Origin of the sequence: Mycobacterium sp. 852014-52450_SCH5900713 (genome assembly GCF_001667075.1) — a bacterium.
Lineage (GTDB): Bacteria > Actinomycetota > Actinomycetes > Mycobacteriales > Mycobacteriaceae > Mycobacterium.
This window is the reverse complement of record NZ_LZIL01000016.1, coordinates 1-26,805: the sequence shown is the minus strand read 5'-3', so window position 1 is coordinate 26,805 and position 26,805 is coordinate 1. Positions and strand designations below refer to the sequence as shown.

Sequence of the window (26,805 nt, the reverse complement as noted above, 5' to 3'; positions counted from 1 at the left end):
GAAGACCCGGTCTGCTCCGACGGCATGAACTTCGCCGCCCACAACACCTACGCCGACGACGGCGCCATGATCGACAAAGGCGTCGCCTTCGCCTCCAGCCACCTCGACGCGGGAACCGCTGGAGCCTCGACGGTCGCGAGCGGCAGGGGTGGCTTCGGAAGCTGAGCGATCAGCTGTTGAGTTCGTCGCTCGACGGACAAGCCGGCCGGCGCGGGTTCTGGTGCCCGCCGCCGGCCGGGCTTGAGGTGGGCGTCAGCCGCCGTACTGGATAAAGCCCTTGTTGCGCATCAGGGCGTCCGCCAGGAACCCGTGCGGGATGCCCGGCGCCGCGTGCCACGTCGGGTGGGGCCCGGCATACACGTTGGCGATCGTCGGTTCGGCGAGCAGATCGTCGATCAGGCGCTCGTCATCGGTCATCGCGGTCACGACCAACGAATGCCGCAACGGGTCCACGCCCGCACCGGGCGACCATGGCGATACCCATACGCAGGGAAAGGGCAGCTCGACGTTGAGCGCGTCCGCCGCGGGCGCGGGCAGCAGGTGTACGGCCGGACGCAGCGCCGCGTAGCCGTCGCCGAGGTCGGCGACCACCTGATCGGCGCCCAGCAGCGGCGTCGATCCGCTGGCCTTGGCCGCCAGGTAATCCGCCAGCGCCCGAGCCTGATCGAGGGGCTGGGTGGGCAGCAGCGCACGCTCGTCGTCGGTGGGCAGCGGCTCGATGGCCGCCAGCCGCCGCGCGATCGCACGCGCCAGCGGGCCGGGGTCACCCTGGTAGAGCACGGCGGTGGTGTTGACGCAGGCCATGCCCCCGAGGTTGGCGATCGAGTCGACGATCACATCGACGTGATCGCGCCAGTCGTGGTCGGCGGTGATGAGGATCTTGCTGCGCCCCGGGCCGTTCACGATGACCGCCGGGTCCTCGGCGTACTTGTCGACGACCTGCTGGCCGCCGTACACCATGGCGAGGTCGGCCGAGCGGATGATCTCGTCGGCGCCGGCATGGTCGGTGGGCAGGTAGACGGCGTCCTCCGGGCGAAAACCCGCCCGCCGCAAGGCGGTTACCAACCGGTGCGCCGTCAGCGGCTCGCGGCGGGACGGGCGCACCGCGACCCGGTAGCCGAGCGCCAGTGCCTGCGGCCACAGGCCGTGCACGCCCGGGCCGTTTCCGGCCGCGTGCACGGCGAAGACCTCCCCCCGCCGCACCCACACCGCGCCACCGCGCCTGGCGCATTCCTCGCGCCGATCGAGTGCCGCGCCCACCGGCCGGGCCGGGCCGACCGCGTCGAATGCGCCGCTGACGGCGTCGGCGACGCTGCGCGCCCCGGCGCGGGTCACCGCGATGGGCAACCCCGAGATCCGGCTGGCCAGCCGGACGTACGCCTCGAAGTCGAGGCCGGCGACGACCCCGTCGGCGAAGATGCCGGCGGCTTGCGACAGCGCCGCCGCGCGCTGCTCGACCGGCAGCGGCGCCACCTTGCGTTGCGCGGCCAAGGTCCGCGAAACATACAGCGGCGGCACGAGGCTCAACTCGGCGACCGCGGCGCCGGCGGTGCTGAAGATGACCTCCCGACGGCGGGTCCGGTACTCCCCGTCGGGGCCGAGTGCATCGATCGCCGCCAAATCGGTTGCGGTGCCGGTACGTTCGTCGGTCACGTTCAGTACACGCCTTCGATGACGGCCTCGCCCTCGAAGGTGTCCACCGGCCGCACCTCGCTGACCGAGTCGCTGAGCTCGCCCGCCGGACCGGGCATCCGGACCGCCAGATCGCGCTCCAAGTTGTTCGGGATGAACATGCCCTTGCTGATGTGGTTCATCACCACCTGACCGGCCTGGCCGTAGGGCACCCGTTCTCCGGTGTCGGGATCGACCACCCAGAACACGACGTACGGTGCGCGAGGGTCGAATACGAACACGTCGCCGTCGGCCGTTCGGGTGACCGCCTGGGATAGCACCATCGTGCTGCCGAAGGCCATGGTGATCGTCGTTTCCGGGAAGATGCCGCGGAGCAGGTCGAGGGTGTCGGCGTCCACGTGCGCGCCACTGAGCAACAGGTAGCGGATCTTGTCGTTCAGCAGGTCGACCAGCCGATCGTCCCGGGCCAGGGCCTCGAGCAGCGGCGGGGTGGTGTGCAGGTTCGCGACGTTCTGCGTCCCCAGCACGAACACGGCCTGCTCGACGACGTGGTCGACATAGGCGGCGACTTCGGAGGCGGCGCCGCGGGCGGCGATCTTCTTCACCCATCGGGGATCGATGTCGATCGCGTGGAACGTCGCGCCGAGCCGCTCGGAGACCAGCCGCGAGAAATATCCCACCCCGTGCGGTCCGCTGGGCATGAGGCACAGGAAGCCTTCGCCGCGGCGAAACCCGCCGGCGGCGAAGTCCTGGGTCTGCCATTGCACCACCTGCGCGACCCAATCCGGCAGCTGCACAGTCCGTTTCGGGGCACCGGTGGTGCCGCCGGACTCGAATATCTGGGGCACCGGGGGCGGCGTTCCGTAGCCGCGCGGGATGAGGTCCTCCACCGGCACGCCGCGCAATTCGTTGACGAGGTTGGGAAACATTTTCAGATCGGCGAAGGTGTTGACGTCGGCCATCGGGTCGAAGTCCAGCGTCGCGGCGGTCCGCAACCAGAACGCCGAACCGGTGTCTTCACCGAAGTGCCAGGCGATCGCCGCGCGCAGATAGGCCTCGGGATCGTCGACCGGTTCCGATCTCGGAACGTCCAACAACGAGAAGTCGATATCGGCCATATCAAGAGATCCTGGCCCATCCTCACCCGCTCGCCAAGCGCCCGTCGCCGTATTGGCTTACTTCGCATGGAATTTCGGCGCCGTGTACCCGTTGTTAACTTTCGCGGCCGGGCATGCATGGGGTTCATCTCGGTAGCCGTCGAGTCGGCTGATACCCGAGAACCTCACATAGCGTTGGCATTATGCGGCCTCGATGAGCTGTCGGCCACAGGGCTATGTTCTCTGCAGCGAAAGGGGACGGATGATGATGATGATGAACAACCGGATGCCGCCAGGGCGTATCGACAGCATGGAGCGCGAATGATCGAGTTCACCCTCACCCGGGCCTCGACGGCGCCGATCGAGACCGTGTTCGACGCCATGACCGACCACCGCGGGATCGCGGACTACGTGTGGGCAATCCGGCGCAGCACGCTCGATCGCGAGGGAACCCCGGCACCAAACGGTGTCGGCGCGATCAGACGTCTGGTGGCGATCGGTCCGCCGTTCGTCGAGGAGGTCATCGAGTATGAGCGACCCACCCGCTACGCGTACAAGATGATCTCAGGCGCACCGACCCGCAATCACATCGGCACGATCCAGCTGCGCGAGGCCGGCATGGGGACCGAGGTCAGCTGGCATCTACGGTCGACGCTGAAGATCCCCGGTGTTGACCGGCTGATGCTGCCGGTGTTCAAGAAAGTCATCGACGAGCTCCTCAAAGGCGGCATCACCGCCGCCGAACGCCGCTGCTAAGCCGCGCGGTTGTGTAGCCGGCGCGGATCGACGCCCGAGCGCCGCCACGCCCTGGCCGCCCACGGAGTGTAGATCGCCCCCACGGGCAGCCGGTTGATCAGTGGATTGAGCGCCCGCATGGCGGCGGCGAAGCGCTGAAAACGCTTCTCCTTCTTCGGGTTCCACTCCAACTGGCATACTTCGCGCATCTGCGGCGGCATGGTCCCGACCAAGACCAGCCGGGTGTAGGCGTTGAGCGGCGCGGACAACACCCGCCAGATCGGCTTGGGCATCCAGCGCGGGCCCGGAATGCCCTTCCTGATGTAGCCGGTGCCGTACAGGACGGTCTTATGCGGGACGAACCGCTCGAGCATCTCGTCCCAGTAGGCGAGGAACTCGTCGTAGGTCTGCGGCTGGCCGCGGTCGCTGACCCCGTAGAGGGCGTACCAGACCCTGCCCTCGTCGAAGATCTGCTCCTTCTCCGCACGGGACAGCCGGCGGATGAACGTGTCGGTGTTGTAGATGACCTGATCGACGAAGCTGGCGTGCGCCCAGTAGAAGAGCTCCGGATTCAGCGCGTGATACCTCGAGCCGTCACTGATGGTGCCCTTGATCGACTTGTGAAAGTCCCGGACCTTGCGGCCCCACTCGCGCGGTTGATCGGAGTAGACGGTCTTCATCAGCGGCGGCGCGGTCCGCTTGGCCCGGCCCAACGTGTCGCTGAAGACGACCGAGTGGTCGAGCACGCCCTGGGCGAGCTGCTCGATGCAGTTCTCGACCCCGGCGGTGCGTTGGAACCCGAAGAACTGGGTGCGGTTGTCCCCGTAGAACTTCCAGATCAAAGACTCGGGACCCAGCCGCGCGAAGTCGTCCGGCCCGTCGACCGGCATGGGCAGCGCCTCCCGAACACCGGTGTCGAAATCCTGGCCGGCCCACTGCGCTGTCATCCGAATCTCCTCGCCCCCAAACGCGCACACCCCGTTGTGAAGCAGTGAAACAAATGCGTATCTTTGTGTCAAACGAGCGTTGTCGCGCCGAGACTGCCGTGAGGGGCGTAATCCGTGCAGAACCACAGCCTTGCCAGCAATCTCGGCGAACAGACCGACCTCGACCGCACCATCCTGGACACCGCGCGCACCGTGTTCGAGACCTACGGCGTGCGCCGGGCCAACATCGAGGACATCGCCGCGCGTGCCGGGGTCAGTCGGAGCACCATCTACCGGCGCTTCCCCACTAAGGACGACCTGTTCGGGCACGTGGTGCGGCGTGAGGCCGAATCGTTCTTCACCACACTGGACCGGGCCGCGACGGGCTGCGACCCGCAGCAGGCCGTGATCGAGGCGTTCGCCCTCGGGGTGCGCCTGGTCCACGATTCTCCGCTGTACTCCCGGATCGCGGACAGCGAACCGGAGCTGTTGGGGATGTTCTCCCGCTCGCATGCCTTCCCCATCAATCAGTTCGCCGACGGGATCGCGCACACCCTGCGTCGGTGCGGGGCCGACATGCCCGAGCGCGACCTGACCAACATCGCCGACATCCTGCTTCGCGTCGCCCTGGGCATCATCGTGTTTCCCACCGACCGGCTCGACACGTCCGACCCCACGGCCGTCCGCGAGTACGCCGCCCGCTATCTGGTGCCGATCATCCGCGGTTGACCCGTTCCTGCTTGTCGGTGACCTGCACTAGCCTGGATGCGTGGCTGGGAGTTCTGCGGCTCCGCGGACCCGGTACGCAAGTTGCGGCGAGATCGACATCGCCTATCAGGTCTTCGGCGATGGCCCGATCGACCTGCTCGTGCTGCCGGGCCCGTTAATCCCAATCGACTGCGTCGACCTCGAGCCGTCGATGTACCGCTTTCACCGCCGGCTCGCATCGTTTTGCCGGGTGATTCGGTTCGACCAGCGCGGCATCGGCCTGTCCTCGCGGGTGCCGTCCCTGGACATGCTCGGCCCGGAGTCCTGGGCACAGGACGCGATCGCGGTCATGAACGCGGTGGGATGCGAGCGTGCGACCGTTTTCGCCCCGGGTTTCACGTCGTTGGCCGGCGTCGTGCTCGCGGCCGACCATTCCGACCGGGTGAACAGCCTCGTCATTGCCAACGGCGCGGCCCGCACCCTGCGGGGTCCCGATTACCCCATCGGGAGTGACCTCGACGATGCCGACCGCTTCACGACGGTCGGGATGGAGCCGGACGCCGTCGACCAGGGTTTCGACATGCTCGGCATCATCGCGCCCTCCGCGGCGGGCGACGACGCGTTTCGTGCGTGGTGGGACATGGCCGGAAACCGCGCCGCGTCGCCCAGCATGGCCCGCGCGTTCATCAACAAGGTCAGGGAAGGCGACGTTCGCGACCGGCTGCCCCGCGTCGCCGTGCCGACGCTGATCCTGCATCGCGACAATCCCGGCTTCAGCCCCGTCGCGCACGCGCGGTATCTCGCCGAGCACATTCCCGGGGCACGGCTCGTCGAGTGCTCGGGCGAGGACACCCTGTACTGGGTGGGCGATACCGCGCCCCTCCTCGACGAGATCGAGGAGTTCATCACCGGCGTGCGCGGCGGCTCCGATACCGAGCGCCTGCTCACCACGATCGTCTTCACCGACATCGTCGGCTCCACCGAGCGCGCCGCCCTGCTCGGCGACCACCGCTGGCGCGACCTGCTCGACAATCACGACACCCTGGTGCGCCACGAGCTGCAGCGGTTCGCCGGGCGCGAAGTCAACACGGCCGGCGACGGATTCGTCGCCACATTCAGCAGCCCGAGCGCCGCGATCGCCTGCGCCGACGCCATCGTCGACGCGGTCCGCGTGCTGGGCATCGAGGTGCGGGTGGGCATTCACGCGGGCGAAGTGGAGGTGCGCGGCACAGACGTCGCCGGCATGGCCGTCCACATCGGCGCGCGGGTGGCCGCACTCGCCGGCCCCAGCGAAGTGCTGGTGTCCTCCACGCTGCGCGACATCGTCACCGGGTCGCGACACCGCTTCGGCGACCGCGGCGAGACGGCGCTCAAGGGCGTGCCGGGCCACTGGCGGCTGTACTCCCTGGTGCGCGAGCACGCGATCGTCCGGCGGTGAGCCGCCGCGGCTCGGCGTAAGCTGCCATCGGGCACAACGGACTCGGGCTCCCGGATTTCCGCGCGAGTTTCGGCGCACAGCTTGGTTTTTGGTCAAAGGAGTAGGCATGACTGACGTGCACGTCTCGCTGCCTCCCGCGTTGCGGCGAGCGCTCGATCTACTCGCGGATCCGCCGGCGGATCCCGACGTGAGCAAGGGCTATCTCGATCTGCTCGGCGGCGGATCCGACGAGGACGAACGCGTCGCGAAAAACACCGGGCCGATCCAGGCCGCGTGGGCGTCACCGATCGGGTCGATGCTCTACGACAACGCTCAGGCCCTGTCGCGGCGGCTGATCGCCGCGTGGCAGACGCCCCTCGAGTGGTTGAACATCCCGCCGGGCGGCATCGCGCTGGACGTCGGCTCAGGACCTGGCAACGTCACCGCCTCCCTGGCACGCGCGGCCGGTCCGGACGGACTGGCCCTGGGGATCGACATCTCCGAGGCCATGCTCGCCCGCGCCGTTCGCAACGAAGGGGGGCCACACGTCGGCTTCATCAAGGCTGACGCACAACGACTTCCGCTGCGCGACGACACGGTTGACGCGGTCATCTCGACGGCAGTGTTGCAACTTGTTCCGGATCCGGCGGCGGCCCTTGCCGAGATGGCGCGGGTGCTGCGACCGGGCGGGAGGCTCGCCGTCATGGTTCCCACCGTCGGTCCGGCCGCCCGGCTCTTCCAGAGGCTGCCGAACATGGGGGCGCATGTCTTCGACGACGACGAGATCGCCGACATTCTGGAAGACCGCGGGTTCGTCAGCGTGCGGGTGAAAAACCTCGGCACGGTTCAGTGGGTGCGCGGCAAGAACGGCTGAGTCCGGCGCGCTTTCGCGTTACCTCACGTGTCGGGGGATTGCGCGACCACGGCAAGCCGGTCCATGGACTCGCGCAGCATGTCCGGCGTCGTCGCGCGGGCGCGCTCGAGGCGGGTCGGGTCGGCCAGTGCCGTCCAATCGTAGGTGTGCGTCACCGTGGTGAGCTCGGCGTTCACCGGGCTGAGCTCCCAACGCCAGAGGTGACCGGGCGGCTGCTTCCTGGGTTCGGCTGGGCACCAAGCGATTTTGCTGCCCTCGACGAATTCCACGACGTGGTTCTCCCGCACGGCGCCGTTCGTCAGCGTCGTCTTGAACACGTCGCCGACCGCACGGACCCGCTGACCCGGGGCGGCCGAGGCGAGATTGCTGTTCCCATCCCAGCTCGGCTGGCGGGCGGGATCGGCGATCAGTTCGAAAATTCGCGCGGCGTTGGCCGCGATGACGCGTGTGGCGCTCACGACGCCTTCGATTTCCATGTCGGGCATGTCGCTATCCAAACACGCGGACCGTCAGCGGGGCACGGCGTGAATGTGACCTTCGGCCGATGCATCCGGGACCTTCGCCCGTCGAAACGCCGGGCGGCGCGTGCGACCGTGGTGATGCCGGGTCACCCCGGTGGTCTGCCCGAAGTGCAGCAAGCCCATTTTTGGGCGAGGCCATCCGCAAGGGCCTGATTGACCCACCGTCTTAAGACGGGGATCTGCCTTCGGGCAGACCCTCATGCTCACGGCATCCGCGGCAGCGCCTCGACCGGCCCGGACAGCGTCGCCTTGACGTAGCGGGTGTCGTCGTCTGCCAACACCTCGGTGTCGTCGTGTTCGATACCGTCGACGATCGAGCGCGCCACCTCGCGCGGGTCGTTCTTGGGGGCGTCGAACCCGGCGGTCATCTCGGTGTCGGTGAAGCTGAGGTGCGCGGCGACGACCAGGGTGCCCTGCTTCTCAAGTTCGATCCGCAACGAATTCGTCGCCGACCACAGCGCCGCCTTGGAGTCCCCGTACCCACCCGAGCCGGGCATCCAGGACAAGATCGAGGCGATGTCGACCAGGGCCCCGCCGCCGTTGCCGGCCAGGATCGGCGCGAACGCCTTCGCGACACGCAGCGCGCCGAAGTAGTTCGTCTCGAACACCGCGCGCACTTCCTCGATGTCGCTCTCGAGCAGCTTCCGCGCGCCCAGGACACCCGCGTTGTTGATCACGATCTCGGCATCCGGAGCCGAAACGGCCAGGGCCGCAACCGACTCCGGCTTGGTGACGTCCAACTCGACACTGACCACCCGCGGATCCGCGCTCGGCTTGGGCGCCCGCGCCGTGGCGTACACCTTCGCCGCCCCCCGCCGCAACAACTCGTCCACGACGGTCTTGCCGAGCCCGCGCTGTCCGCCGGTGACCACGACCGTCGACCCCTTGACGTTGACCATGACCCGCACTCCTTGGACGTAGGTATATCGATTTTGATTCTGTCACCGTAGTTGCCGGTGTCGACATAGTCAAGTATGTTTTAGGTATGTCTATTTCATGGTCTGCGTCACAGCGGTACGGCATCACCGCGGCACCGGGAGGCCTGGGCCTGGTTCAGGACTTCCTCAACACGAGGGGAATCGGGGCGTACGGCCCGGACCTGCTTGCGGACACCGCGCTCGCGGACGAATGGGTAGCGGATGCGGTGCACGCCTGGTCGGCCGCCCGCGGCATCGATGTGCCGGTGCCCACACTGGACGCCGCGGACCTGGCCAAGCTGCGCACCTTGAGGGCCAGGATCGATGCACTGGTGGCCGGCGAGGCACCCAGTGGCCGAAGCGCCGTCCCCGCCGCTCTCGTAGTCACCGACGCCGGTGAGGTGCGGCTGGAGCCCAGCGGCACCGGCTGGCGCTGGCTCGCCGCGGCGCTGTGGGCCGAGATTCTGCTCAGTCAGCAGGCCGATACCTGGCGGCGTATCAAGCAATGCCACAACCACCGCTGCGGGTCGACGTTCTACGACCGCTCCAAGAACAACAGCGGGGTGTGGCACGACGTCAAGACGTGTGGCAACGCGGCGAACCTGCGCGCTTCGCGGGCCCGCCGCCGTGAGCGTGAGCGTTTCACCGGCTCAGCGGTTTCGCCACAGTAGGCGGTATCGGTGGTACAGGCCCCGCCGAATGACCGCTCCCGGTAGCACGTCCGCGGTTACGCGGCGGATTTCGTGCAGACTTTCCCGGGGATCGGCGACGGCCACGCCGATGTCGCGTGTCTCCCGATGCAGCAACGACCCGGCGCGCGCCACCGGTGTGCACAGGGCCGCCCACGCCCAGTCGCCGATGGTCTTGTTGGCCGACAGACCGACGACGGCGAGTTCTCCTGCCGGTCTGAGCATTTCGCGCACTTTGTCTAGTGTCTCACGCAGTGGCAGGTGGTGCAGGCTCGCCACGAATGTGATGAGATCGAACGAATGTCGTTGCGCCTGAAACTCTTCGAAGCCGGCCAGCCGCACCGACACGTTGCTTGCGGTCTTCAGTCGATTCCCGGCCCGCCGGACTGCGGACGGGTCCGCATCGATGCCGACGACGCTGCGCGACACCGCGGCCAGCCGCTGGGCCAGCAGCCCCTCACCGCACCCCACATCCAGGACATCGCCGCCGTGGCGCGCCGCGAATTCGACCAGCCAGCCGTGATACGCGGCGTTGTGGTTCCAGTAGTCGTGTGCGCCCGTCAGCAGCGCTCGATGCCCCTCTGCATGAGCGTCACGCCGGTGCGTGCCCGCCGCGGCGCGCTTCTGCGCACCGCCTGCCACGCGTCGCAGGCGCGCGCCTTGATGGGCGTCACCATGCCGAAGTTGGCAGGGCTCTGGCTGATCCAGGACGGCAGTGTTGCCACGGTTTCGATCCTTCGTCTGTTCGGCCTGTGTGCCGAATCATTGAATTCCACCGCGGCCGGTTTACGGATGCGCCGCGCCGGGGTGAACGCCATGAAAAGCCGCGTTGTGGTGCGACGCACACCCGTCGGCGCGCCGGCTGTTTGTCACACACTCCCCGAACGTCTGAACCGTCGCAGGTATCCCGGCAACCCGTGTGCCGGCGGCGCTTTCGGCCAATCGTCGGCACGGAAATACGCGTCGGTGCCGCCGTCGACGAAAATTACGCTGCCGCAGAGAAATTCGGCGGACTCCGACAGCATGAAACACATCCAGTCGGCCATGTGGCCGGCCTGGCCGAAGCCACCGAGCGGCACCGGGAAGGACCGCACGGCCTTGGCCTGCCGGGGCGTCGCAAGCTGTTCCTGCAGCAACGGCGTCATGACGGCCCCCGGCGCCAGGGCATTCACGCGCACACCCGAGCCCGCCCATTCCGGCAGCACCGCGTGTCGCCGCACCCAGCGGCTTACGGCGATCTTCGACGCCGCATACATCATCGTCGGCGCGGCCGGACCGAACGGCCGCACCGACCGCAGCGCCTTATCGGCGTCATGGGCGAGCAGCGCCTTCACCGTCCGGCGCGGCACGAGAGGCACGGTGGTCGACGAGTTGCTCCCCACGACGACCACTTTCGCGCTTTCGGCCGCGGCCAGCGCCGGCCGCCACGCGACGAGCGGCTCGACGACGCCGAAATAGTTGACCTGGCCGATCTGGCGCAGGCGTTCTCGACCGGGGCTGGGCCCCAGGCCCGCGGCCAGCACCGCACCGTCGAGCTTGCCGTCCGCGGCCGCCAGCACGCCGTCGGCGGCCCGCTTGCGACCGAGCGGCGTGGACAGGTCGGCGACGATATCGGCGTCCTTGATGTCGACGCCGATCACGGTGTGCCCGTCGGCCTTGAGCCGCTGCACGGTCTCGTGGCCCATCCCGGAAGCCGATCCGGTGACCGCATAAGTGCCCATCGCTCAGTTCTTACCAGCAGCCGTGCTGTTAGGTTGCCGAGATGCATGACCAAACGCCCTGCATCGACCTCGGCCGGCTCGAGTCCGTCTACGCGCCGCTTGCCGAGTCCATCCGCCGGCTCATCGACATCAGCATCCGCACCGAGGCGGAACCAGCGGCGGTGACGGCGGCCCAGGCCAAGATCGACGCGGCCGCAGCCGAATTGGGCGAGGCGGCGCAGCCGGGGCCCGTCGGCGTGCACTACCTGTCCGACGGCCAGACCGTTGCGTGGGGCAACGCGGTGGTCGGGATGCGCAACCCGGTGGCACCGCCGTTGGTGGTCCACCACGAGCCGGACGGCGTGGTGTGGTCGGAATTCACCCTGGGCGCGGCCTACGAGGGACCCCCCGGCCACGTTCACGGCGGCATCTGCGCGTTGGTGCTCGACCATGTGCTCGGCGCGACCGCGCACCGGCCCGGCAGGCCCGCCTACACCGGCACCCTGACCCTGCGCTACCGGCGCCGAACCGAGCTGGAGCGGCCGCTGCGGGTGCAGGCGCATGTCGAGCGCACCGAGGGCGTCAAGACGTTCGCCGTCGGCCACCTGGCCGATGAGGATGGCGTCACCGTCGAAGCGGAAGGCATATTCATTCACCCCCGGCAGTCGACGGCCTGACGTCAGGCTTTGGCGGCGGCCTGCTCCACATCGAGCAGCTGCTCGCCGCGTCGTTCCTCGTCATAGGCCTCGCGGCCGCCGCGCAAGCCGAACAGGCGTTTCGAGAACAGCAAGTAGATCACGGCGGCCACGTTGATCGTGAAGGTGACCAGCCGGGTCATCGTGATGCCCTTGGCGAGGTCGTGAATCTCCAACGGCAAGAACACCGAGGTGGCTATCACCGCGAAGTACTCGCCCCAGCGCTTCAGCAACCACAGGCCGACGCCCTCGACGACCTCCAGCAGCGCGTAGGCGGCCAGCATCATGGTCAGCAAAACCAGGGTGGAAGGCTTGGCGGCCAGCGCCTTTTCCAGCTCGTGCACGATGGTCATCTGATCGACCTTGAACCCGGCCGCACGGAAGATCGGCAGGTCACGGTCGAGGGTGGCCTGGATGGCGCCCCGCGCACCCCGAAACTTCCACACCGCGTACGCGGCGAGCGCGATCACCACCGCCCGGAACAGGCGTTCCACCGCGAGTGTCCGGATGATGATGGCCTGGCGTAAAGCCTTGCCGCGCATAATCATCGGGGCGTCCTCGGCACGTCCCCGCCCGTGCGGATTCCCCACGGTGAATTCACCGCAGCGCAGGCAGCGCCAGACCTCGCCCAGTCCGGTGCTGCCGCTCAGGCGCGCGGCCAGGTCCTCCTCGTCGGGCGCGTAGGTGGCGTGGCCCGCGACCGCACAGGTGACCAACTCCCACCGATTGCCGCCCTGATCTTTGCGCATGGCCGATCATCGCACTGCCTACTGCGGGTCACGCAAGAGGGCGCGTCAGAACCGGGGCTTGGTGCGCGGCCGTTGGGCGGTGGGGCTCGCCGCGCCCAGGAGGCCGGTGAGTTCGGCGACGGGGATCTCGTCGAGGCGGTCGACGGCCGCGACGATGTCGGCGCGCAGCGCGTCGTCACAGAACGGCTCGGCCAGCCATCCGAACTTGTCCGCCACGCGTTCCCAGGACATCGGCCGGGTCGGGGATCCCTCGTAATCGGCTTGCTCGCGGTCGAATTCCCGGCCGTCGCGGGTCACCAGGTGCACCCGGGCCGCCGTCCGTCGAGGATAGTCGGCGGTCAGGTCGGCGGCCGGTTTGACGTCGACACGCGTCAACAGGTCCCGCACGTCGGCGCGCGAAACCCGCTCGGTTTCCAGCTGTTCGGGGCCCACCCCGCCGTCGAGAAGTGCCACCGCGCTGAGGTATTTGAGGTTGTAGTCTGCCTGCTCCTTGGTGCGTGGATCGTCCTTCGCGCCGTAGGCTCCCCCGCCGGCGAAGTCGTACGCGCCCTGGAACACCTCGAGCGTCACCCGGGCGACGTCCTCGCCGTGCAGGTCGTTCTCGGCGCGCAGGGCCAAGACCGCGTCGATGACCACCTGCCCGTGGATGAGGGAGCAGTACTGCTTGAGGTAGGTCTGTTCGACGCAGTTGAGCCGCCGGTCGGTGGTCGCGAGATCGATGGCCTGGTCGAAAAGTTGCACCAGGCCATGCGGGCCCTCGAACAGCGACCTGGGTCCGGTGACGCCGCGGGCGGCCAGCATGGTCGCGTACACCGCGCGCATGCCGGTGATGGCCGGCGAGATGCCCTTCCAGTTCGAGACCGGCTCGGCGTGCACCGTCGCCAGCGACACGTTGTCGGCCGCTGCGGCGGAGATGGCGTTGGCGGTCTCCTCGACGCTGAGACCGAGCAGCTTCGCCGCGCCTGCCGCCACCGACATCGACAGCTGTAGCGCGTGATTGAGCCCGCGAGCCATGACCGGTACCTGGGCGCTGAACCGGCACTGCACCTCGTAGGCGACCGCCAGTGCCAGCAGGAAGTCCGCCCCGCTGGCGCCCGTGTGCTCGGCGACGGCCAGGACGGCGCCGAAGTTGTCGGCGGGATGACACAACCCCCCGACCGTCAGGTAGGTGTCCTGCAGGTCGGGGTAGCGCACCAGCACCGCGTTGAAGAATGCGGCCTGGTCCACCGACGCCCGTCCGCCGCCCACCAAAGTCGCGGTGGGCACGCCGCTGAACTGGTCGGTGTGTTCGCGAATCGTCGCGACGAGCTCCCCGTCCAGGGAGCCGACGGCGCAGGCGATGCTGTCGAGCACATTGCGTTTCATCAGCGCGCGCGGACGTCCGGTCAGATCGGCCCACTCCGCGCCTACGACGAAGCCGGCCAGGTCATCCACAACGTAGTTCTCTGCCATGCTTTTTCGCCTTCCGGACTGCTTACTTTCACTGAAGCGCAGCGCCGGCCCGGCGTCCAGGACCGTTCTCCTACCAGTGCTCGGTGGGACTTCTCACCGCAGGTGGGGGTCGTCGGCCGGCGCCCACCACCGGCCGGCGGGAGGGGCCGGCCAATCGCGGGTACGCGCGACCGCCAACAGCGCTTCCACGGCGCCGCGCACGCTGGCGCGGTCGTCATCGCGGCGGTGCAGCAGCGACCACGTCCACAGCGGTACCGGTTCGGCGACGGGACGCTGACCCAGGCTGGGCGGCACCGCCGCGGTGTGGCGCTTGGGTGAGGCGAGCACGGGCACGCCGACCCTGCGCACGTGCGCGTAGAACGCGTCGCCGGTGATGCCGCCGTCGTCGATGTGGACGACGCGGGCGCCCGCGTGGCCGGCGAACTCCCTGGCGTACCGGTTCCACGACGACCACGCCGACTCGTCTGCGTCGATGAGTACGCTGACCCTTTGTGCGGCAACGGGTTCGGACGAACTGATGCCGGGAATGACCGCATGCAGCGGCTCGGTCCGCAGCAGATGCGCCGCAAGGCCGCGCTCCTCGACCTGGCCGGCGGTGACCCATGCCAGCGCAATGTCGAGGGTGCCCTCGGCCGCGCGGTCGGCCTGCGTGTGCGAGGGCAACACCCATTCGTCGAGGCGCACGTCCGCCGCGGGCCCGACCATCGTGGTGACGTCCTCGGGCAGCCAGCTGACGTAACCCAGGCGCACTGGCGTGCTGCGCGCGGCCGCCTGCCGCAGCCGGCGCTTGGCATCGTCGGCCAGAGACAGGATTCGGCGCGCATCCGGAAGGAAGGTCCGCCCGGCCTCGGTCAGCCGAACACTCCGCCGGTCCCGCACGAACAGGTCGGCGCCCAGTTCCCGCTCCAGCGAGATGATCTGTTGCGACAGGGCCGGTCCGGAGATGTGCACGCGTTGCGCGGCGCGGCCGAAGTGCAACTCCTCTGCGACGGCCACGAAGTAGCGCAACTGCCGCAGTTCCATACGCCGAGCCTAGACGGCGCGGTCGACCGCGGCCGGTCGCGGCGGAGGCAGAGTGATCGCCGTCGTTTCGTCGGTCAGGCGTTTGCCGATGACCCTGATCTGCCGCGCCGAGAGCGGGCACAGCGGATGGACGGCCACCATCAGCGCAACGTGTCCTTCCTCGAAAACCGGTGCGGCGATGGTCACCACGGGTTGCTTGCGCCGCCCGGGGTTGTCGTCGGAGAGGAAGCCGATGGTGGTGAACTCGACGAGCAACTGATCCAAGATGCGCCGCACCGGCGTGGGCATCTCGTCGCTGTCGAGTGTGCCGACCACCTGCACCGCCTGGGCCAGTGCGGGCGTCGTCCAGTCGACGTCGAAGCCGCGCTCGCGCGTGTGCTCCAGCACCTGTTCGAGCCGCCGGGTGCGATCGGGATTGTTGCCCGCACCGCGGCGGATCCACGCGCGTTGTTGCTCCTCGTCGTCCCACGCGGCGAGCGCTACCCCGAAGGGCGGGGCATACGGAATCCGATCGCCCGGAATCCCGGACGGCTGGGTGGCGGGCTCGCCCTCAAAAGCGGTGACCACCAACGAATCTCCGAAACGCTCGACCACCGAGCAGGCGTGGCCGACGTCGCGGGACAACCGCAGTGCCGCGGCACGGGCCGCGTGCGCGAGCGGCCGGGCGGTGTCCGTCCGCGCGGCCACGACGGCCAACGCCGGGCCGAGGGTGAACGTCTTGGCGACCGGATCGCGGCTGGCCCATCCCCGGTCGCACAGCGTCTTCAGAATCGCGTGTGCGGTCGCCTGGGTGAGCCCGAGCTCGCGCACGATGTCGGAGAACCGCAGCCGCGCATTCCCGGACCGGGCCAGGAGCTCGACCACGTCGAGCACCCGGGCGGTCGGCGCAGACGTCGATCCGCGAATGGCTTGACTCCTCTGCCACACGATTTAGAGTGAGATGAATATTTTCGAGGTTTTTCTTCGACTATCCGAGAGAGTAGCGCATTGCGTGCGGTGGCGTTAAGGGGCGACCCGCGGCGGATCGCGGTTTACCCGAACGGAGACCTGCCATGACCGAACGTGGTGACCGCCAAGACATCTCGGAGCTGCTGGTGCGCTACGCCACCGGGATAGACCGGCGCGACTGGCCGCTGTTTCGGACCGTGTTCACCACGGATTGCGAGCTCGATTACGGCGAGATCGGGTCGTGGACCGGAGTCGACGCCGTCGCGGATTTCATGGAGCGGGTGCACGCGCTGGCCGGGCACACGCTGCACCGCTTGACCAACCAGGCCATCACGGTCGACGGCGACCGGGCCACGGCGCGGACCTATATCGACGGGCTGATCATGGCCGGCGACAACAACTCTGGTGTCAATGCGATCGGTTTCTACGACGACGAGATCGTGCGCACCGCGGACGGCTGGCGGATCGCCCGCCGGCGCTACACCCAGGTACGGCTGACGACGGTCGGGGGGTCCTAGATGACGTTCGCAACCAAGTACGGGCCGTGGGCGCTGGTGGCCGGCGCCTCGGACGGGGTGGGCGCGGCGTTCGCGCGCGGGCTCGCCGAGCGGGGCATCAATGTGGTGCTGATCGCCCGCCGGCAGGCCGTCCTCGACGAAGTCGCGGCCCAGATCGAGCGGGATACGGCGGCGTCAACGCGGACCCTCGCCATTGATCTCGTCGAACCGGGTGCGGCGGCGGCCGGCGCCGCGGCGACCAGCGACCTGGAGGTGGGCCTCCTGGTGTACTGCGCCGGCGCGGACCCGAACTTCGAGCCGTTCCTGGCCAATCCGGTCGAAGCCGCCGAGGCGATGGTGCAACGCAACTGCATGGTGCCGATGCAGCTGTGCCACCACTTCGCGGCCGGGATGGTCGAGCGGCGCCGCGGCGGGATCGTGCTCTTCGGGTCCGGCGCCGGCCTGGCAGGCGGGGCCAACATGGTCGCCTACGGCGCCTCGAAGGCGTTCGACATGGTCTTCGCCGAGGCACTCTGGGCCGAGCTGCACGACAAGGGCGTCGACGTCCTCGGCCTCATCCTGGGCAAGACCGACACGCCCGCGTTGCGGCAACTCGAGCACAGCCGCGGCCAGATCGGTTCGCTCGGCGAGGTGCCGCCGGGCGCGGCCGCCGTGGCCGACGTCATCGCGGAGGCGTTCGAGAACCTCGGAAACGGGCCGACCCTGATGGTCGGCGACATGATGCGCGCCGCCGAGCAAATGCTGGCGTCGCTAACCCGCAACCAAGCCGTCGAACTGTTCGCCCAAGCCGCGGCCGCGGCCATGGGCCCGGACAAGTAGCGGGAACCTCCCCGGCTCGCAAGGCGTCGTACTGCGTAGCGGCGATTTGTGCGCCAAAAGGGTTTGCCAAACTTCGGGATCAGGACACCCTAACTTTCCCGCTACGGCCCGTTATCCAGCAAAGATATCCTCCGATACGGGGGCGCTAAGCCGAGCAGCGACGTTGCTGGCGACGTGCTTCGCGGGTAACTTGGGTAATCGTTCGGCACGGCTGCCCCATCCGGAGTAGCCGCCTCAGTCGCCACCCCTCCATATCGAAGGATGACGATGCTCGCCACAGACAGGCCCGCGACCGCGGTCGCGACGGCAGAACGCTCGCGGCGTCGCACCCTGGCGCGTTCGGCACTGATCACCACGGCATTCGTCGTCCCGGCGGTGGTGACGCGACTCGCCGGCCTGCGCCCCGACCCGATCGTCGCGCTGCTGATCTTCGGGGCCGCGGTGGTGTCGGCCAGCTTCCTGCTGGCCTGGGCAGCCGAAGCCGCGCAGATCGATGTCTCCGGTGGGCTGGCAACGGCGGTATTGGCGCTCATCGCGGTGCTGCCCGAGTACGCCGTCGACCTGTATTACGCGTATGTGTCCGGCCACAACCCGGACTACACGCAATACGCGGCCGCCAACATGACCGGGTCCAACCGGCTGCTGATGGGTCTCGGTTGGCCCGTCGTGGTGTTGGTCAGCATCCTGGTGGCGCGCAAGGCCGGCTCCGGCAAGGCCACCGGCCTGGCGCTGCAACCGACCAACCGCGTCGAACTCGGATTCTTGTTGATCGCCGGCATCATCGCGTTCGCGATACCGGCGAGCGGCCAAATTCACTTCGGGCTGGGGTTGGCGCTGCTGGCATGGTTCGGCTTCTACCTCTACAAGGTCAGCCACGGGGACGTGGAGGAGCCCGACCTGATCGGGACCGCGGCCGCCCTGGGCGAGCTACCCGATCGCGGTCGGCGCATCGTCGTTGTCAGCCTCTTCCTGGCGTCCGGCGCGGTGATTCTGCTGTGCGCCAAACCGTTCGCCGACAACTTGGTCGCCGCGGGCACCGAGCTGGGCATCGACAAGTTCCTGCTGGTCCAGTGGCTTGCCCCGCTTGCCTCCGAGGCCCCCGAGTTCATCGTGGCGACCATCTTCGCCGCCCGGGGCAAGGGCACGGCGGCCATCGCCACCCTGATCTCCTCCAAGGTCAACCAGTGGACGCTGCTGATCGGGTCGCTGCCGATCGCCCACCTGCTGGGCGGGGGCGGGTTCTCGCTCCAGCTCGATCCCCGTCAGGTGGAGGAAGTGCTGCTCACGGCCACCCAAACCATGATGGGAGTGGCGCTGTTGTTGGCGCTGCGCTTCCAGCGCGCCGCCGCATGCACCCTGCTGGGCCTGTTCGTCGTGCAATTCCCCATCGCCTCGACGCACGGCCGGCTGCTGCTCTGCGGCGTCTACACCGCGGTGGCCGTCGTCGCGCTGATCCGATACCGCCGTCACCTGGCGGCCACCGTCCGGGCGCCGTTCTACGGGAAGGCCATCCGGCACAGCGGTCACCCCCACCATCCCGTGCCGGACCCTTGATCGCCGACGAACGCTCGCCGTATACCGTCCACGTATGAATCGAGTGTCGGTGATCACGGGCGGGGCGGGCGGCATGGGCCAGGCCACCGCCAAGATCGTCGGCCGCGACCATGCGGTGGTCCTCTGCGACGTCCGGCAGGACCGGCTGAAGGCTGCGGCCACAACCCTGGACGAGCTCGGGATGACCGCAACGGCCGTCGACTGTGACGTCACCGACTCGGGTGCGGTCGCCGGCCTGCTCGAAACGGCGAAGGGCTTCGGGACGCTCGCGTCGGTCATCCACACCGCGGGAGTGAGCCCGAGCATGGGCCCTGCCGACTACGTCATGCGGACGAACGCCCTCGGCACGCTCAACGTCAACGAGGCGTTTTACGCGGCGGCCGGCGAGGGCGCCGTGATCGTCAACGTGGCGTCGATGGCGGCTCACCTGCTCCCGGCGGAAATGGTTCCGGTGGACCAATTCCCGCTGGCGCTGCAGGACGCCGACGCCTTCATGGGGGCCATGATGACGACCTGCAACATCGCGCCCGAGGAGGCGCGGTCCGGCCTCGCCTACGCCGTCAGCAAGAGCTTTGTGAAGTGGTACAGCCAGTCGCAGGCCGAGAGATTCAATGCGCGTGGATTGCGCATCGTCTCTGTCTCGCCGGGGTCGGTCGACACCGAGATGGGCCGGCTCGAGGAGCAGGCCGGCGCCGGCGCGCTTGTCACCAACGCCGCGGTCCCGCGGTGGGGCAAGCCCGAGGAGATGGCCGAGTTGCTCGCGTTCTGCGCCAGCGATAGGGCGGGCTACCTGACCGGTACCGACATCCTCAACGACGGAGGCGTGGTCGCCTCGATGATCGAGCGGGCCCGGGTGGCCGCCGCCACCGGTTGACACCGGATCCCCCGACACCAACTCGTTTCAGCGGCAAAGCCCGCCGCCGGCGCGGCCGCGCTACCTATGCTGAGCGGATGCCACAACCGGTGCTGCGTGAACGCCTGATCGATCTCGAGGTTCCGGACCAGGACGAGGCGCGCGGCCGCGCGCTGCGCAAGACCGTGCCACGGCGCACGCTCGCACAGCTGACCCCGTCCGAAAAGTCGGCCACCGAAATCCTGGTGGCTCAAAATGCCGATCGGGTACCAGAACTCGTCCCGCTGCGGTTCGCCCGGATGCTCGCCGACCCGTTCTCCTTTTACCGCGGCTCGGCCGCGGTGATGGCCGCCGACCTGGGCGCCAGCCCCTCGAGCGGGATCGAAGTGATGTGTTGCGGCGACGCTCACGTGTCCAACTTCGGCATGTACGCGGCGCCGCATCGCTCAATAGTGTTCGACCTGAACGACTTCGACGAGGCAGCCGTCGCCCCGGCCGAATGGGACGTTAAGCGCCTGATCACCAGCGCGATCGTCGGCGGGCGCCATGCGGGCTATCCCGCAAAGGCCATCCGCCGCTGCGTCGGGCAGGCGCTGGCCGGCTACCAGTCCAGCCTGCAGTCCATGCTCGCGATGGACGTCCTGGACCGCTACTACCTTCGTGTGGAGCCGGAACGCCACGCCGGGACGGTATCCAAGGGCCTGCTCGGCGTGATTCAAAAGACGACATCCCGGGCTCGCAGCCGGACATCGGCGCGGCTCTTCAGGCAGCTCACCGAGGTCGGCGCCGACGGGACGCCGCGCCTGCGCGAGGCGCCACCGGTCCTGCAGCACCTCGACGAGGACGCCGAAGCCGTTCTGGTGGAGTCGATTCAGGAGTACCTGGCCACCGTTCCCGCCGACATCGCGCTGCTGCTGTCACACTTTCGCGTCACGGACGTGGCGCTGCGGGTGGTCGGCGTCGGCAGCGTCGGCACCCGGTGCTTCCTGGTCATCCTGGTGGGCCCCAACGGCACACCGCTCATCCTGCAGATCAAGGAGGCGACCCGGTCAGTGCTCGACGAATACGGCGGCTGGCCTCAACCGCGCATGTTGGCGGCCGCCATCGAGGCCAAGGGCCAGGGCATGCGCGTCGTCGACGGGCAGCGCATTCTGCAGGCGATGTCGGACGTGTTTCTCGGGCCGACCCGCAAGGACGGCCGCGACTACTACGTCCGGCAATTCCACGACATGAAGGGCACGATCGAGACCGAGGGCATGGCGGCCGCCACGTTCAGCGACTACGTCGCCGCCTGCGCGGTGCTGTTGGCCCGGGCCCATTCCCAGAGTGCGAACGCCTCGTTGCTGCGCGGATACGTCGGCTCTGGCGAGATCGTGCAATCCGCGGTGGCCGAATGGTGCTACGCCTACGCCGACAAGTCGCTCGATGATTTCCACCAGTTGAAGGCCGCGGCCGCGGCCGGCGACATCGAGGTCGCGGCGGACCCCGCCCGGTAGCGACTTGCCCGGCGCGGACCCACTCGAACACTCCGGCAGAAAGGCGGCACGAGTCGATGCTAAGCCGCGCGGCCATCCTCTACGACTACGGCCGTCCCTGGACCGTCGAGGAATTCGAGCTGGATCCGCCGAAGGCGGGCGAGGTGCTGGTGCGGCTGGCTGCCTGCGGGCTCTGCCACTCCGACGAACACATCCGGCAGGGGAAGCTGGCCGCGCCGCCGGAGACGTTGCGTGCCTTGGGATTACCCGCCATGTCGCCGACGATCGGCGGGCACGAGGGCTCTGGTGTGGTTGTCGACGTGGGGCCGGGCGTCGCCGGGTTCGCGCCGGGCGACCACGTGGTGACATCCTTCGTCGCGGTCTGCGGGCAGTGCCGCTGGTGCGCCTCGGGGATGGAGTATCTGTGCGACACGGGGTCGGGGACCCTGGCGCCGGGCATGCCGACGGACGGCACCTTTCGCCATCACACCGTCGACGGGCGAGACCTCGGCCACGTGTCCAAGATCGGCGCATTCGCCGAACACACTGTCGTGGCGGCGAATTCGCTGGTCAAGATCGACCCGGACTTTCCGCTGGTGCCCGCCGCGCTGCTGGCGTGCGCGGTGCCCACCGGGTACGGGTCGGCCGCCCGGCGTGCCGGGGTGCGGGGTGGCGACACGGTGGTGGTGATCGGCGCCGGCGGGATCGGCACCGCGGCCGTTCAGGGCGCCCGCATCAGCGGCGCCGCGCGGATCGTCGCGGTCGACGTGAGCGACTTCAAGCGCACCTCCGCAGTGACCTTCGGCGCGACCCACGTCGCCGCGACGGCGACCGACGCGCTCGAGCTGGTGCGCGACCTGACCCGCGGCGTGATGGCGGATGCGGTCGTGGTCTCCCCCACCACGATCGGCGAGGCCGATGTCGGGACGGCACTGGCGCTCACCCGCAAGGGCGGCACGTGCGTGCTGACCGGGCTCCCGGCGCCCGCTACGGCCTCGATCGCCGTCGCCCTGCAGGATTTCATCCTGATGAACAAGACGTTGTGCGGCACGGTGTTCGGCTCGTGCAATCCCAAGAGCGACATCGCGCTGCTCGCCACGCTGTACGAGTCGGGTCGGCTACTCCTCGACGAGATGATCACCGAACGCTACCGGCTCGACGACATCAACGACGCCTACGCCGACCTGACCGCCGGCCTCCTGATCCGCGGCGTCATCGACTTCGGCCTGGGCCAGTAGCCAGTCCCGCGACCGGAGCCGCCAGGTCCGGCGGGCGTACTCCAGCTCGGTGTAGGGCCACTGGGTGACGATGCGACCGGTGGGCGAGCGAAAGTAGCTGTCACACCGGGTCCAGATGGTGTGCTCCAGGTCCGCGGAAAGCTGGTCGTTGTAGCGCTTTTCGGCTTCCGGACGGACATCGACATAGCCGCCCTTGCGCGCCACCCGGCTGACCGCACTGGCAACCAGACGCGCGGCGGCCTCCAGGATGTAGACAATCGAGTTGCCACCCTGGTTGGTGTTGGGGCCGTAGAGCATGAAGAAATTCGGGAAACCGCTGACCGCGACGCCCAGGTAGGCGCACGGGTCGTCGCCCCAGCGCTCGTGCAGGCTTTGACCGCCTCGTCCGATCACCTCGATGCCGGCGAGGTAGCGGCTGGTCTGGAACCCGGTGGCGCACACGATGGCGTCGGCGTCCACCGATTCGCCGCTGACGGTCTCGACCGACGTCTCGGTGACTCGCGCGATCGGTTCGGCCACCAGATCGACGTGGTCCTTCTGCAGCGCCAGATAGTAGTCGTCGCCGAGTAGCACCCGCTTGCAGCGGAATGGATAGTCGGGCGTCAGCGCGCGGCGTAGCCGCTCGTCGGCAACGGTGCGCTCCAAGAACGATGACGCGACCCGTGATCGATTTGCCACCTGTGGGTCTTCGACGGCGTTTCCGGCGAAGTCGTGGAACTGCTTCCAGATTCGCCACCGTTCCCTGCGAGCCGCCCACGGCTGTCGGCGAAACCTCGCCAGCTCCCGAGCACTGAACGCACGGTCGTCCTTGGGCACCATCCATGGGGGCGTTCGCTGAAACACGGTCACACCGGTGGCGATCCGAGCGAGTTCGGGCACCACCTGCACTGCGCTGGCGCCGGTGCCGATCACCGCGACTTTCCGGCCGGACAGGTCCACCCCCGGATCCCACGCCGATGTGTGCATCAAGTGGCCGCGGTAGCCGGTGAGGCCCTCGATGTCTGGCAGTCTGGGAGCACCGAACAGGCCGACAGCGCTGACCACCACATCGGCACGCAACGTGGTAACGGTATCGCTATTCGCTTGCTGCAGCTGCAATTCCCACTGCCGGCCGCCCTCGTCCCATCTCGCCTGCCGTACGTAAGTCCGTAAGATCAGGTGGCGCCGCAGATCGAAGTCGTCGGCGACGGATTCGAGGTAGGCAAGGATCTCGGGTTGCCGTGCGTAGGTCCGGCTCCAGGATCTGTTGGGGGCGAACGAGAACGAATACAGGTGGCTTTGCACGTCACACGCGGCGCCCGGATAGGTGTTGCGGCGCCAGGTGCCGCCGACACCGTCGTCGCCCTCGATGATGACCAAATCGTCGATGCCGGCCCGGCGTAGCGCGACGGCGGCTCCGAGGCCACCGAAGCCCGCGCCGATGATGGCCACCTTCGGTGGGCGCCGGCGCCGGGTTGCCGCCCGCAACCGGCCGACACCGTAGCGCCAGCGGGCCTGCCGACTGGTCATGGTCCGGCCTCGCCGCCGCGAATCAGGTAGCCATCCAGTCCACCGCCGGCCCGCCACGCGCGCAGCATGTCGGCGTACTCCGTGGGTGCGCCGAAGAAGAAGCTGCCCTGCCGAGTCTTATTGTCCGCCTTCCCCTCCCGGTTGTAGTAGCCGGGCGTGCAGGTCTGGGCGCGCTCGGCGCTCGCGGCCGAGCGGGTGACAACGGTGTCGACCCAGTCGGACTCGGCGGCGGGCGCCGCCTCGACTTCGGTGACGCCGCGCTCGAGCGCCCAGGCGATGATCCACGCCGCGTGGGTCGCCTGCACGTCCAGCAGATAGGGAAAGTTCACCGTCAGGCCCGCCTGCGCGATGCTTTCGATGAAGCAATTCGGGAAGTTCGTCGTACACAGGCCCTGAAAGGTGCGCACCCCGTCGCGCCAGTGCTCGGTCAGCGGCACTCCGTCTCGGCCGATCAGCTCGAAACCGGTGCGCCGGCAGTAGTCGGTGCCCACCTCGAAACCCGTTGCGAAGATCAGGCAGTCGAGCTCGTAGGGCACACCGTCGACGACCACACCCGACTCGGTGATGCGCTGCACGCCGCGGCCGCGGGTGTCGACCAGCGTGACGTTCGCGCGGTTGAACGTCTGCAAATACTCGTCGTGGAAGCAGGGCCGCTTGCAGAAATACCCGTACCACGGTTTGAGCGCTTCCGCGGTGGCCGGATCGGTGACGATGCCCTCGACCCGCGCCCGGATCTCCTCCATCTTCGCGAAGTCCGCGATCTCGATGTCGCGGCCGCGCTGCGCCGGGTCCACGGCGCCGTCCCCGTCATGACGCATCACCGGCAGCTTGCGCGTGATGCTCGTCCAGGCGTCGGCGACCAGGTCCTCGTCGGCCTGGCCACCCGCCGTCAGGATCTGGAAGTTCTCGATGCGTTCGCGCTGCCAACCCGGCCGTAATGTGCTGGCCCACTGCGCATCCGTGGCGCGGTTGGCCCGCACGTCCACCGATGACGGCGTGCGCTGGAAGACGTAGAGCCGCTGCGCCGCCCGGGCGAGGTGCGGGACGCACTGGATCGCCGTCGCGCCGGTACCGATGATGCCCACGCGCTTGTCGGCAAGCCGTTCGAGGTGCTCGCCGGTGTAGGCGTAGTCCCACCGGCTGGTATGAAACGCGTGGCCGCGAAACGCGCCGAGGCCCTCGATGCCGGGCAGCTTGGGCTTGGCCTGATAGCCGTTGGCCATGGACACGAACCGGGCCCGCATCTCATCGCCCCGGTCGGTACGGATGATCCACCGCGATTCGTCTGCTGCCCAACGTATCTCACGCACATCGGTCTGCAGGCACGCGTCGCGGTACAGGTCGTAGTGCCGGGCGATGCGCTGGCAATGGGCGAAGATCTCCGGCCCCTTGGCGTATTTCTCGGTGGGAACGTAGCCGAGCTCCTCCAGCAGCGGCATGTACACGTACGACTCGACGTCGCACGCGATGCCGGGATACCGGTTCCAGTACCACGTGCCGCCCACGTCGGCGGCCCGGTCGATCAGCCGCACACTCTGCACGCCGAGCTGGCGCAGCCGGACCCCCGTCAACAGCCCACCGAAGCCGGCGCCGATGACCGCGACGTCCACCTCGTCGGTCAACGGGTCGCGATCGAACTGCCCATCGGCCCAGGGGTCTTCGGCGAAGTGGGCGAACGCGCCCGCCATCTCCACGTACTGCGCGATGCCGTCCAGGCGCAATCGCCGCGCACGCTCTTCGGCGTACTTGCGTCGCAGCGCGTCGACGTCGAACGTCACGGCAGCGGTTTCGGTCACGGCCAGGCTTCCTCTCGTGGCCCCGACTATATAATCAATCGCTTGATCGTATCAAGGCCGGCGTCGGCCGCCCCGTGTCTTCTGCCTGCGGCTATCCCGGCTCACCCGGAGCGAACAGCGTTCCCCGGATCATTTTCTTGGCGGAGTCCAGCGCGGCGTGGTAGCCCCGTGGTGGCGACGTGGCCGCCAGCTCGGTCAACCCGTAGATGAGCGCGTAGACGGCTTCGACGATGCTGTCCCGATCCGGCCGGTGCGCGAGCTCGCCCTGCCGAAAGGCGTCATCGACGACGCCCTCGATGATCTCTCGGAATGCCTGAAACCGCGCGCCACCCGCGACCCGCGCATCGACGTCGGCCACCCCCTCGGCGCGGATCACCCACTCGAAGGCGGCGAGATCCGGGTACTCGCGCATGAGCCGGCCCGATTCGTCGAGCACCGCCTCGATGCGATCGATGGCGGTCCCGGCACCCGCGGCGGCCGCCCGCAGCCGAGGCAATGCGACATCGGTGCGCGCCGCGATCGCGGCCTTGATCAACTCGGCCTTGTTCGGAAAGTAGTTGTACAGGCTGGCACTGGTGACGTCCGCGGTGCGGGCGATCTCACGGATGGTGGCGCGGGAGTACCCCACCGTGGCCACACACCGCATCGTGGCGACGATGATCCGCGCACGCGTCTGCTCCCCCTCGGCGCCCACCGGGCGGCCCAATTGCGACTGCGCGACGCTCATGCCGCGCGGAACCCGCCGCAGGTTCGTCCATCACACACTGCGCACCTCCGCGCGGAAGCCCAAACTAATCGATCACTCGATTATATTCGACCGTGTCGGGCACCCAGAGCCGGCGGACAGGACGCGCGAGTGGGGAGAGCACGGTGACGCGGGCGCAGCGTGGGCGCCCGGTCGGCGCCAGCGGCGAGGAGACCCGCCGGCGGATCATCGTCGCCACGATGCGGTGTGTGGCC

27 protein-coding genes and 2 pseudogenes are annotated in these 26,805 nt (G+C 68.5%); 14 read left to right on the top strand and 15 right to left on the bottom strand.

Annotated features, from left to right (window positions below):
- Window positions 1-165, top strand: a pseudogene (locus tag A5773_RS05595) (cutinase family protein); the annotation flags it as partial.
- Window positions 166-252: 87 nt separating this feature from the next.
- Here A5773_RS05595 and A5773_RS05590 read toward each other — a convergent pair.
- Complete coding sequence (locus A5773_RS05590; RefSeq protein ID WP_067266277.1) at window positions 253-1,620, bottom strand: aldehyde dehydrogenase family protein; 1,368 nt, start codon at window positions 1,618-1,620, stop codon at window positions 253-255.
- 35 nt (window positions 1,621-1,655) lie between these two features.
- Window positions 1,656-2,750 (bottom strand): AMP-binding protein, encoded by a 1,095-nt coding sequence (locus A5773_RS05585; protein WP_067789906.1) that lies wholly within the window; start codon window positions 2,748-2,750, stop codon window positions 1,656-1,658.
- A gap of 300 nt (window positions 2,751-3,050) precedes the next feature.
- On the opposite strand from A5773_RS05585, the gene A5773_RS05580 reads away from it, so the two are divergent.
- Window positions 3,051-3,485 (top strand): SRPBCC family protein, encoded by a 435-nt coding sequence (locus A5773_RS05580; protein ID WP_067266263.1) that lies wholly within the window; start codon window positions 3,051-3,053, stop codon window positions 3,483-3,485.
- Here A5773_RS05580 and A5773_RS05575 read toward each other — a convergent pair.
- Window positions 3,482-4,411: an oxygenase MpaB family protein gene (locus tag A5773_RS05575; protein ID WP_067266274.1), complete on the bottom strand. Its 930-nt coding sequence runs from the start codon at window positions 4,409-4,411 to the stop codon at window positions 3,482-3,484. The two genes, A5773_RS05580 and A5773_RS05575, sit on opposite strands and share 4 nt — an antisense overlap.
- A 114-nt stretch (window positions 4,412-4,525) precedes the next feature.
- Here A5773_RS05575 and A5773_RS05570 point away from each other — a divergent pair, with 114 nt between their 5' ends.
- From A5773_RS05570 to A5773_RS05560, 3 genes are all read left to right on the top strand, one after another.
- Window positions 4,526-5,119 (top strand): TetR/AcrR family transcriptional regulator, encoded by a 594-nt coding sequence (locus tag A5773_RS05570; protein ID WP_066949537.1) that lies wholly within the window; start codon window positions 4,526-4,528, stop codon window positions 5,117-5,119.
- A gap of 40 nt (window positions 5,120-5,159) precedes the next feature.
- Window positions 5,160-6,536, top strand: a complete 1,377-nt coding sequence (locus A5773_RS05565; protein ID WP_066949540.1) for an adenylate/guanylate cyclase domain-containing protein — start codon at window positions 5,160-5,162, stop codon at window positions 6,534-6,536.
- A 106-nt stretch (window positions 6,537-6,642) separates the two neighbouring features.
- Complete coding sequence (locus A5773_RS05560; RefSeq protein WP_067266260.1) at window positions 6,643-7,389, top strand: methyltransferase domain-containing protein; 747 nt, start codon at window positions 6,643-6,645, stop codon at window positions 7,387-7,389.
- 23 nt (window positions 7,390-7,412) lie between these two features.
- Here the strand turns inward: A5773_RS05560 and A5773_RS05555 are convergent, their stop codons facing one another.
- Window positions 7,413-7,874, bottom strand: a complete 462-nt coding sequence (locus A5773_RS05555) for an SRPBCC family protein (protein ID WP_067789903.1) — start codon at window positions 7,872-7,874, stop codon at window positions 7,413-7,415.
- 239 nt (window positions 7,875-8,113) lie between these two features.
- Entirely contained in the window at window positions 8,114-8,809 is a 696-nt protein-coding gene (locus A5773_RS05550; protein WP_066949549.1) for an SDR family oxidoreductase, read from the bottom strand.
- Between the two features lie 149 nt (window positions 8,810-8,958).
- Between A5773_RS05550 and A5773_RS05545 the strand changes: the two genes are divergently transcribed.
- Window positions 8,959-9,498 (top strand): CGNR zinc finger domain-containing protein, encoded by a 540-nt coding sequence (locus A5773_RS05545; RefSeq protein ID WP_066949598.1) that lies wholly within the window; start codon window positions 8,959-8,961, stop codon window positions 9,496-9,498.
- On the opposite strand, the gene A5773_RS05540 is transcribed toward A5773_RS05545, so the two are convergent.
- From A5773_RS05540 to A5773_RS05535, 3 genes are read right to left on the bottom strand one after another with little or no spacing between them, the layout of a single operon-like run.
- The gene (locus tag A5773_RS05540) at window positions 9,478-10,080 is read right to left on the bottom strand and encodes a bifunctional 2-polyprenyl-6-hydroxyphenol methylase/3-demethylubiquinol 3-O-methyltransferase UbiG (protein WP_067789909.1); all 603 of its coding nucleotides are present in this window, start codon (window positions 10,078-10,080) and stop codon (window positions 9,478-9,480) included. The genes A5773_RS05545 and A5773_RS05540 overlap by 21 nt on opposite strands.
- A complete protein-coding gene (locus A5773_RS25410; RefSeq protein ID WP_082948104.1) occupies window positions 10,077-10,334 on the bottom strand; it encodes a hypothetical protein in 258 nt (85 codons plus the stop codon). The genes A5773_RS05540 and A5773_RS25410 overlap by 4 nt, the downstream gene beginning before the upstream one ends.
- A 51-nt stretch (window positions 10,335-10,385) precedes the next feature.
- Entirely contained in the window at window positions 10,386-11,237 is an 852-nt protein-coding gene (locus A5773_RS05535) for an SDR family oxidoreductase (RefSeq protein ID WP_066949552.1), read from the bottom strand.
- Between the two features lie 41 nt (window positions 11,238-11,278).
- Between A5773_RS05535 and A5773_RS05530 the strand changes: the two genes are divergently transcribed.
- Window positions 11,279-11,893 carry a PaaI family thioesterase gene (locus A5773_RS05530; RefSeq protein ID WP_066949555.1) on the top strand — a complete coding sequence of 205 codons (615 nt, stop codon included), beginning with the start codon at window positions 11,279-11,281 and terminating at the stop codon, window positions 11,891-11,893.
- Window positions 11,894-11,895: 2 nt separating this feature from the next.
- Here A5773_RS05530 and A5773_RS05525 read toward each other — a convergent pair whose 3' ends face one another.
- The 4 genes from A5773_RS05525 to A5773_RS05510 form a co-directional block, all read right to left on the bottom strand.
- Window positions 11,896-12,660 carry a DUF2127 domain-containing protein gene (locus tag A5773_RS05525; RefSeq protein WP_066949558.1) on the bottom strand — a complete coding sequence of 255 codons (765 nt, stop codon included), beginning with the start codon at window positions 12,658-12,660 and terminating at the stop codon, window positions 11,896-11,898.
- Window positions 12,661-12,705: 45 nt separating this feature from the next.
- On the bottom strand, window positions 12,706-14,094 hold the full coding sequence (locus tag A5773_RS05520; protein ID WP_082948105.1) for an MmgE/PrpD family protein: 1,389 nt from the start codon (window positions 14,092-14,094) through the stop codon (window positions 12,706-12,708).
- A gap of 111 nt (window positions 14,095-14,205) precedes the next feature.
- The gene (locus A5773_RS26690) at window positions 14,206-15,135 is read right to left on the bottom strand and encodes a LysR family transcriptional regulator (protein ID WP_067789897.1); all 930 of its coding nucleotides are present in this window, start codon (window positions 15,133-15,135) and stop codon (window positions 14,206-14,208) included.
- A gap of 9 nt (window positions 15,136-15,144) precedes the next feature.
- Window positions 15,145-16,008 (bottom strand): helix-turn-helix domain-containing protein, encoded by an 864-nt coding sequence (locus tag A5773_RS05510; protein WP_066949567.1) that lies wholly within the window; start codon window positions 16,006-16,008, stop codon window positions 15,145-15,147.
- 179 nt (window positions 16,009-16,187) lie between these two features.
- Here A5773_RS05510 and A5773_RS05505 point away from each other — a divergent pair, with 179 nt between their 5' ends.
- The 6 genes from A5773_RS05505 (at window position 16,188) to A5773_RS25405 (ending at window position 22,540) form a co-directional block, all read left to right on the top strand.
- On the top strand, window positions 16,188-16,601 hold the full coding sequence (locus tag A5773_RS05505; RefSeq protein WP_066949570.1) for a nuclear transport factor 2 family protein: 414 nt from the start codon (window positions 16,188-16,190) through the stop codon (window positions 16,599-16,601).
- A complete protein-coding gene (locus A5773_RS05500; protein ID WP_067789894.1) occupies window positions 16,602-17,420 on the top strand; it encodes an SDR family NAD(P)-dependent oxidoreductase in 819 nt (272 codons plus the stop codon).
- A gap of 261 nt (window positions 17,421-17,681) precedes the next feature.
- A complete protein-coding gene (locus A5773_RS05495) occupies window positions 17,682-18,974 on the top strand; it encodes a sodium:proton exchanger (RefSeq protein ID WP_066949575.1) in 1,293 nt (430 codons plus the stop codon).
- Window positions 18,975-19,008: 34 nt separating this feature from the next.
- Complete coding sequence (locus tag A5773_RS05490; protein WP_082948103.1) at window positions 19,009-19,848, top strand: SDR family oxidoreductase; 840 nt, start codon at window positions 19,009-19,011, stop codon at window positions 19,846-19,848.
- 77 nt (window positions 19,849-19,925) lie between these two features.
- Window positions 19,926-21,323 carry a DUF2252 domain-containing protein gene (locus A5773_RS05485; RefSeq protein WP_067789891.1) on the top strand — a complete coding sequence of 466 codons (1,398 nt, stop codon included), beginning with the start codon at window positions 19,926-19,928 and terminating at the stop codon, window positions 21,321-21,323.
- Window positions 21,324-21,379: 56 nt separating this feature from the next.
- Window positions 21,380-22,540 (top strand): Zn-dependent alcohol dehydrogenase, encoded by a 1,161-nt coding sequence (locus A5773_RS25405; RefSeq protein WP_156744734.1) that lies wholly within the window; start codon window positions 21,380-21,382, stop codon window positions 22,538-22,540.
- Here the strand turns inward: A5773_RS25405 and A5773_RS05465 are convergent.
- The 3 genes from A5773_RS05465 to A5773_RS05455 all read right to left on the bottom strand — a co-directional run bounded on the left by A5773_RS05465 (window position 22,421) and on the right by A5773_RS05455 (window position 26,572).
- Entirely contained in the window at window positions 22,421-24,049 is a 1,629-nt protein-coding gene (locus tag A5773_RS05465; RefSeq protein ID WP_067789881.1) for an NAD(P)/FAD-dependent oxidoreductase, read from the bottom strand. The two genes, A5773_RS25405 and A5773_RS05465, sit on opposite strands and share 120 nt — an antisense overlap.
- A complete protein-coding gene (locus A5773_RS05460; RefSeq protein WP_066949584.1) occupies window positions 24,046-25,845 on the bottom strand; it encodes an NAD(P)/FAD-dependent oxidoreductase in 1,800 nt (599 codons plus the stop codon). Before A5773_RS05460 ends, A5773_RS05465 begins: the two co-directional genes overlap by 4 nt.
- Before the next feature lie 91 nt (window positions 25,846-25,936).
- The gene (locus tag A5773_RS05455) at window positions 25,937-26,572 is read right to left on the bottom strand and encodes a TetR/AcrR family transcriptional regulator (protein WP_067789878.1); all 636 of its coding nucleotides are present in this window, start codon (window positions 26,570-26,572) and stop codon (window positions 25,937-25,939) included.
- 143 nt (window positions 26,573-26,715) lie between these two features.
- On the opposite strand from A5773_RS05455, the pseudogene A5773_RS26430 reads away from it, so the two are divergent.
- Window positions 26,716-26,805 (top strand): annotated as a pseudogene (locus A5773_RS26430) (TetR/AcrR family transcriptional regulator); the annotation flags it as partial.

Excerpts from the sequence above, each read along its gene's own strand:
- A5773_RS05585 (WP_067789906.1), bottom strand. The coding sequence starts at position 2,750 with ATGGCCGATATCGACTTCTCGTTGTTGGACGTTCCGAGATCGGAACCG.
- A5773_RS05580 (WP_067266263.1), top strand. The coding sequence starts at position 3,051 with ATGATCGAGTTCACCCTCACCCGGGCCTCGACGGCGCCGATCGAGACC.
- A5773_RS05575 (WP_067266274.1), bottom strand. The coding sequence starts at position 4,411 with ATGACAGCGCAGTGGGCCGGCCAGGATTTCGACACCGGTGTTCGGGAG.
- A5773_RS05560 (WP_067266260.1), top strand. The coding sequence starts at position 6,643 with ATGACTGACGTGCACGTCTCGCTGCCTCCCGCGTTGCGGCGAGCGCTC.
- A5773_RS05555 (WP_067789903.1), bottom strand. The coding sequence starts at position 7,874 with ATGCCCGACATGGAAATCGAAGGCGTCGTGAGCGCCACACGCGTCATC.
- A5773_RS05550 (WP_066949549.1), bottom strand. The coding sequence starts at position 8,809 with ATGGTCAACGTCAAGGGGTCGACGGTCGTGGTCACCGGCGGACAGCGC.
- A5773_RS25410 (WP_082948104.1), bottom strand. The coding sequence starts at position 10,334 with ATGGCGTTCACCCCGGCGCGGCGCATCCGTAAACCGGCCGCGGTGGAA.
- A5773_RS05535 (WP_066949552.1), bottom strand. The coding sequence starts at position 11,237 with ATGGGCACTTATGCGGTCACCGGATCGGCTTCCGGGATGGGCCACGAG.
- A5773_RS05530 (WP_066949555.1), top strand. The coding sequence starts at position 11,279 with ATGCATGACCAAACGCCCTGCATCGACCTCGGCCGGCTCGAGTCCGTC.
- A5773_RS05525 (WP_066949558.1), bottom strand. The coding sequence starts at position 12,660 with ATGCGCAAAGATCAGGGCGGCAATCGGTGGGAGTTGGTCACCTGTGCG.
- A5773_RS26690 (WP_067789897.1), bottom strand. The coding sequence starts at position 15,135 with ATGGAACTGCGGCAGTTGCGCTACTTCGTGGCCGTCGCAGAGGAGTTG.
- A5773_RS05505 (WP_066949570.1), top strand. The coding sequence starts at position 16,188 with ATGACCGAACGTGGTGACCGCCAAGACATCTCGGAGCTGCTGGTGCGC.
- A5773_RS05500 (WP_067789894.1), top strand. The coding sequence starts at position 16,602 with ATGACGTTCGCAACCAAGTACGGGCCGTGGGCGCTGGTGGCCGGCGCC.
- A5773_RS05495 (WP_066949575.1), top strand. The coding sequence starts at position 17,682 with ATGACGATGCTCGCCACAGACAGGCCCGCGACCGCGGTCGCGACGGCA.
- A5773_RS05490 (WP_082948103.1), top strand. The coding sequence starts at position 19,009 with ATGAATCGAGTGTCGGTGATCACGGGCGGGGCGGGCGGCATGGGCCAG.
- A5773_RS05485 (WP_067789891.1), top strand. The coding sequence starts at position 19,926 with ATGCCACAACCGGTGCTGCGTGAACGCCTGATCGATCTCGAGGTTCCG.
- A5773_RS25405 (WP_156744734.1), top strand. The coding sequence starts at position 21,380 with ATGCTAAGCCGCGCGGCCATCCTCTACGACTACGGCCGTCCCTGGACC.
- A5773_RS05465 (WP_067789881.1), bottom strand. The coding sequence starts at position 24,049 with ATGACCAGTCGGCAGGCCCGCTGGCGCTACGGTGTCGGCCGGTTGCGG.
- A5773_RS05455 (WP_067789878.1), bottom strand. The coding sequence starts at position 26,572 with ATGAGCGTCGCGCAGTCGCAATTGGGCCGCCCGGTGGGCGCCGAGGGG.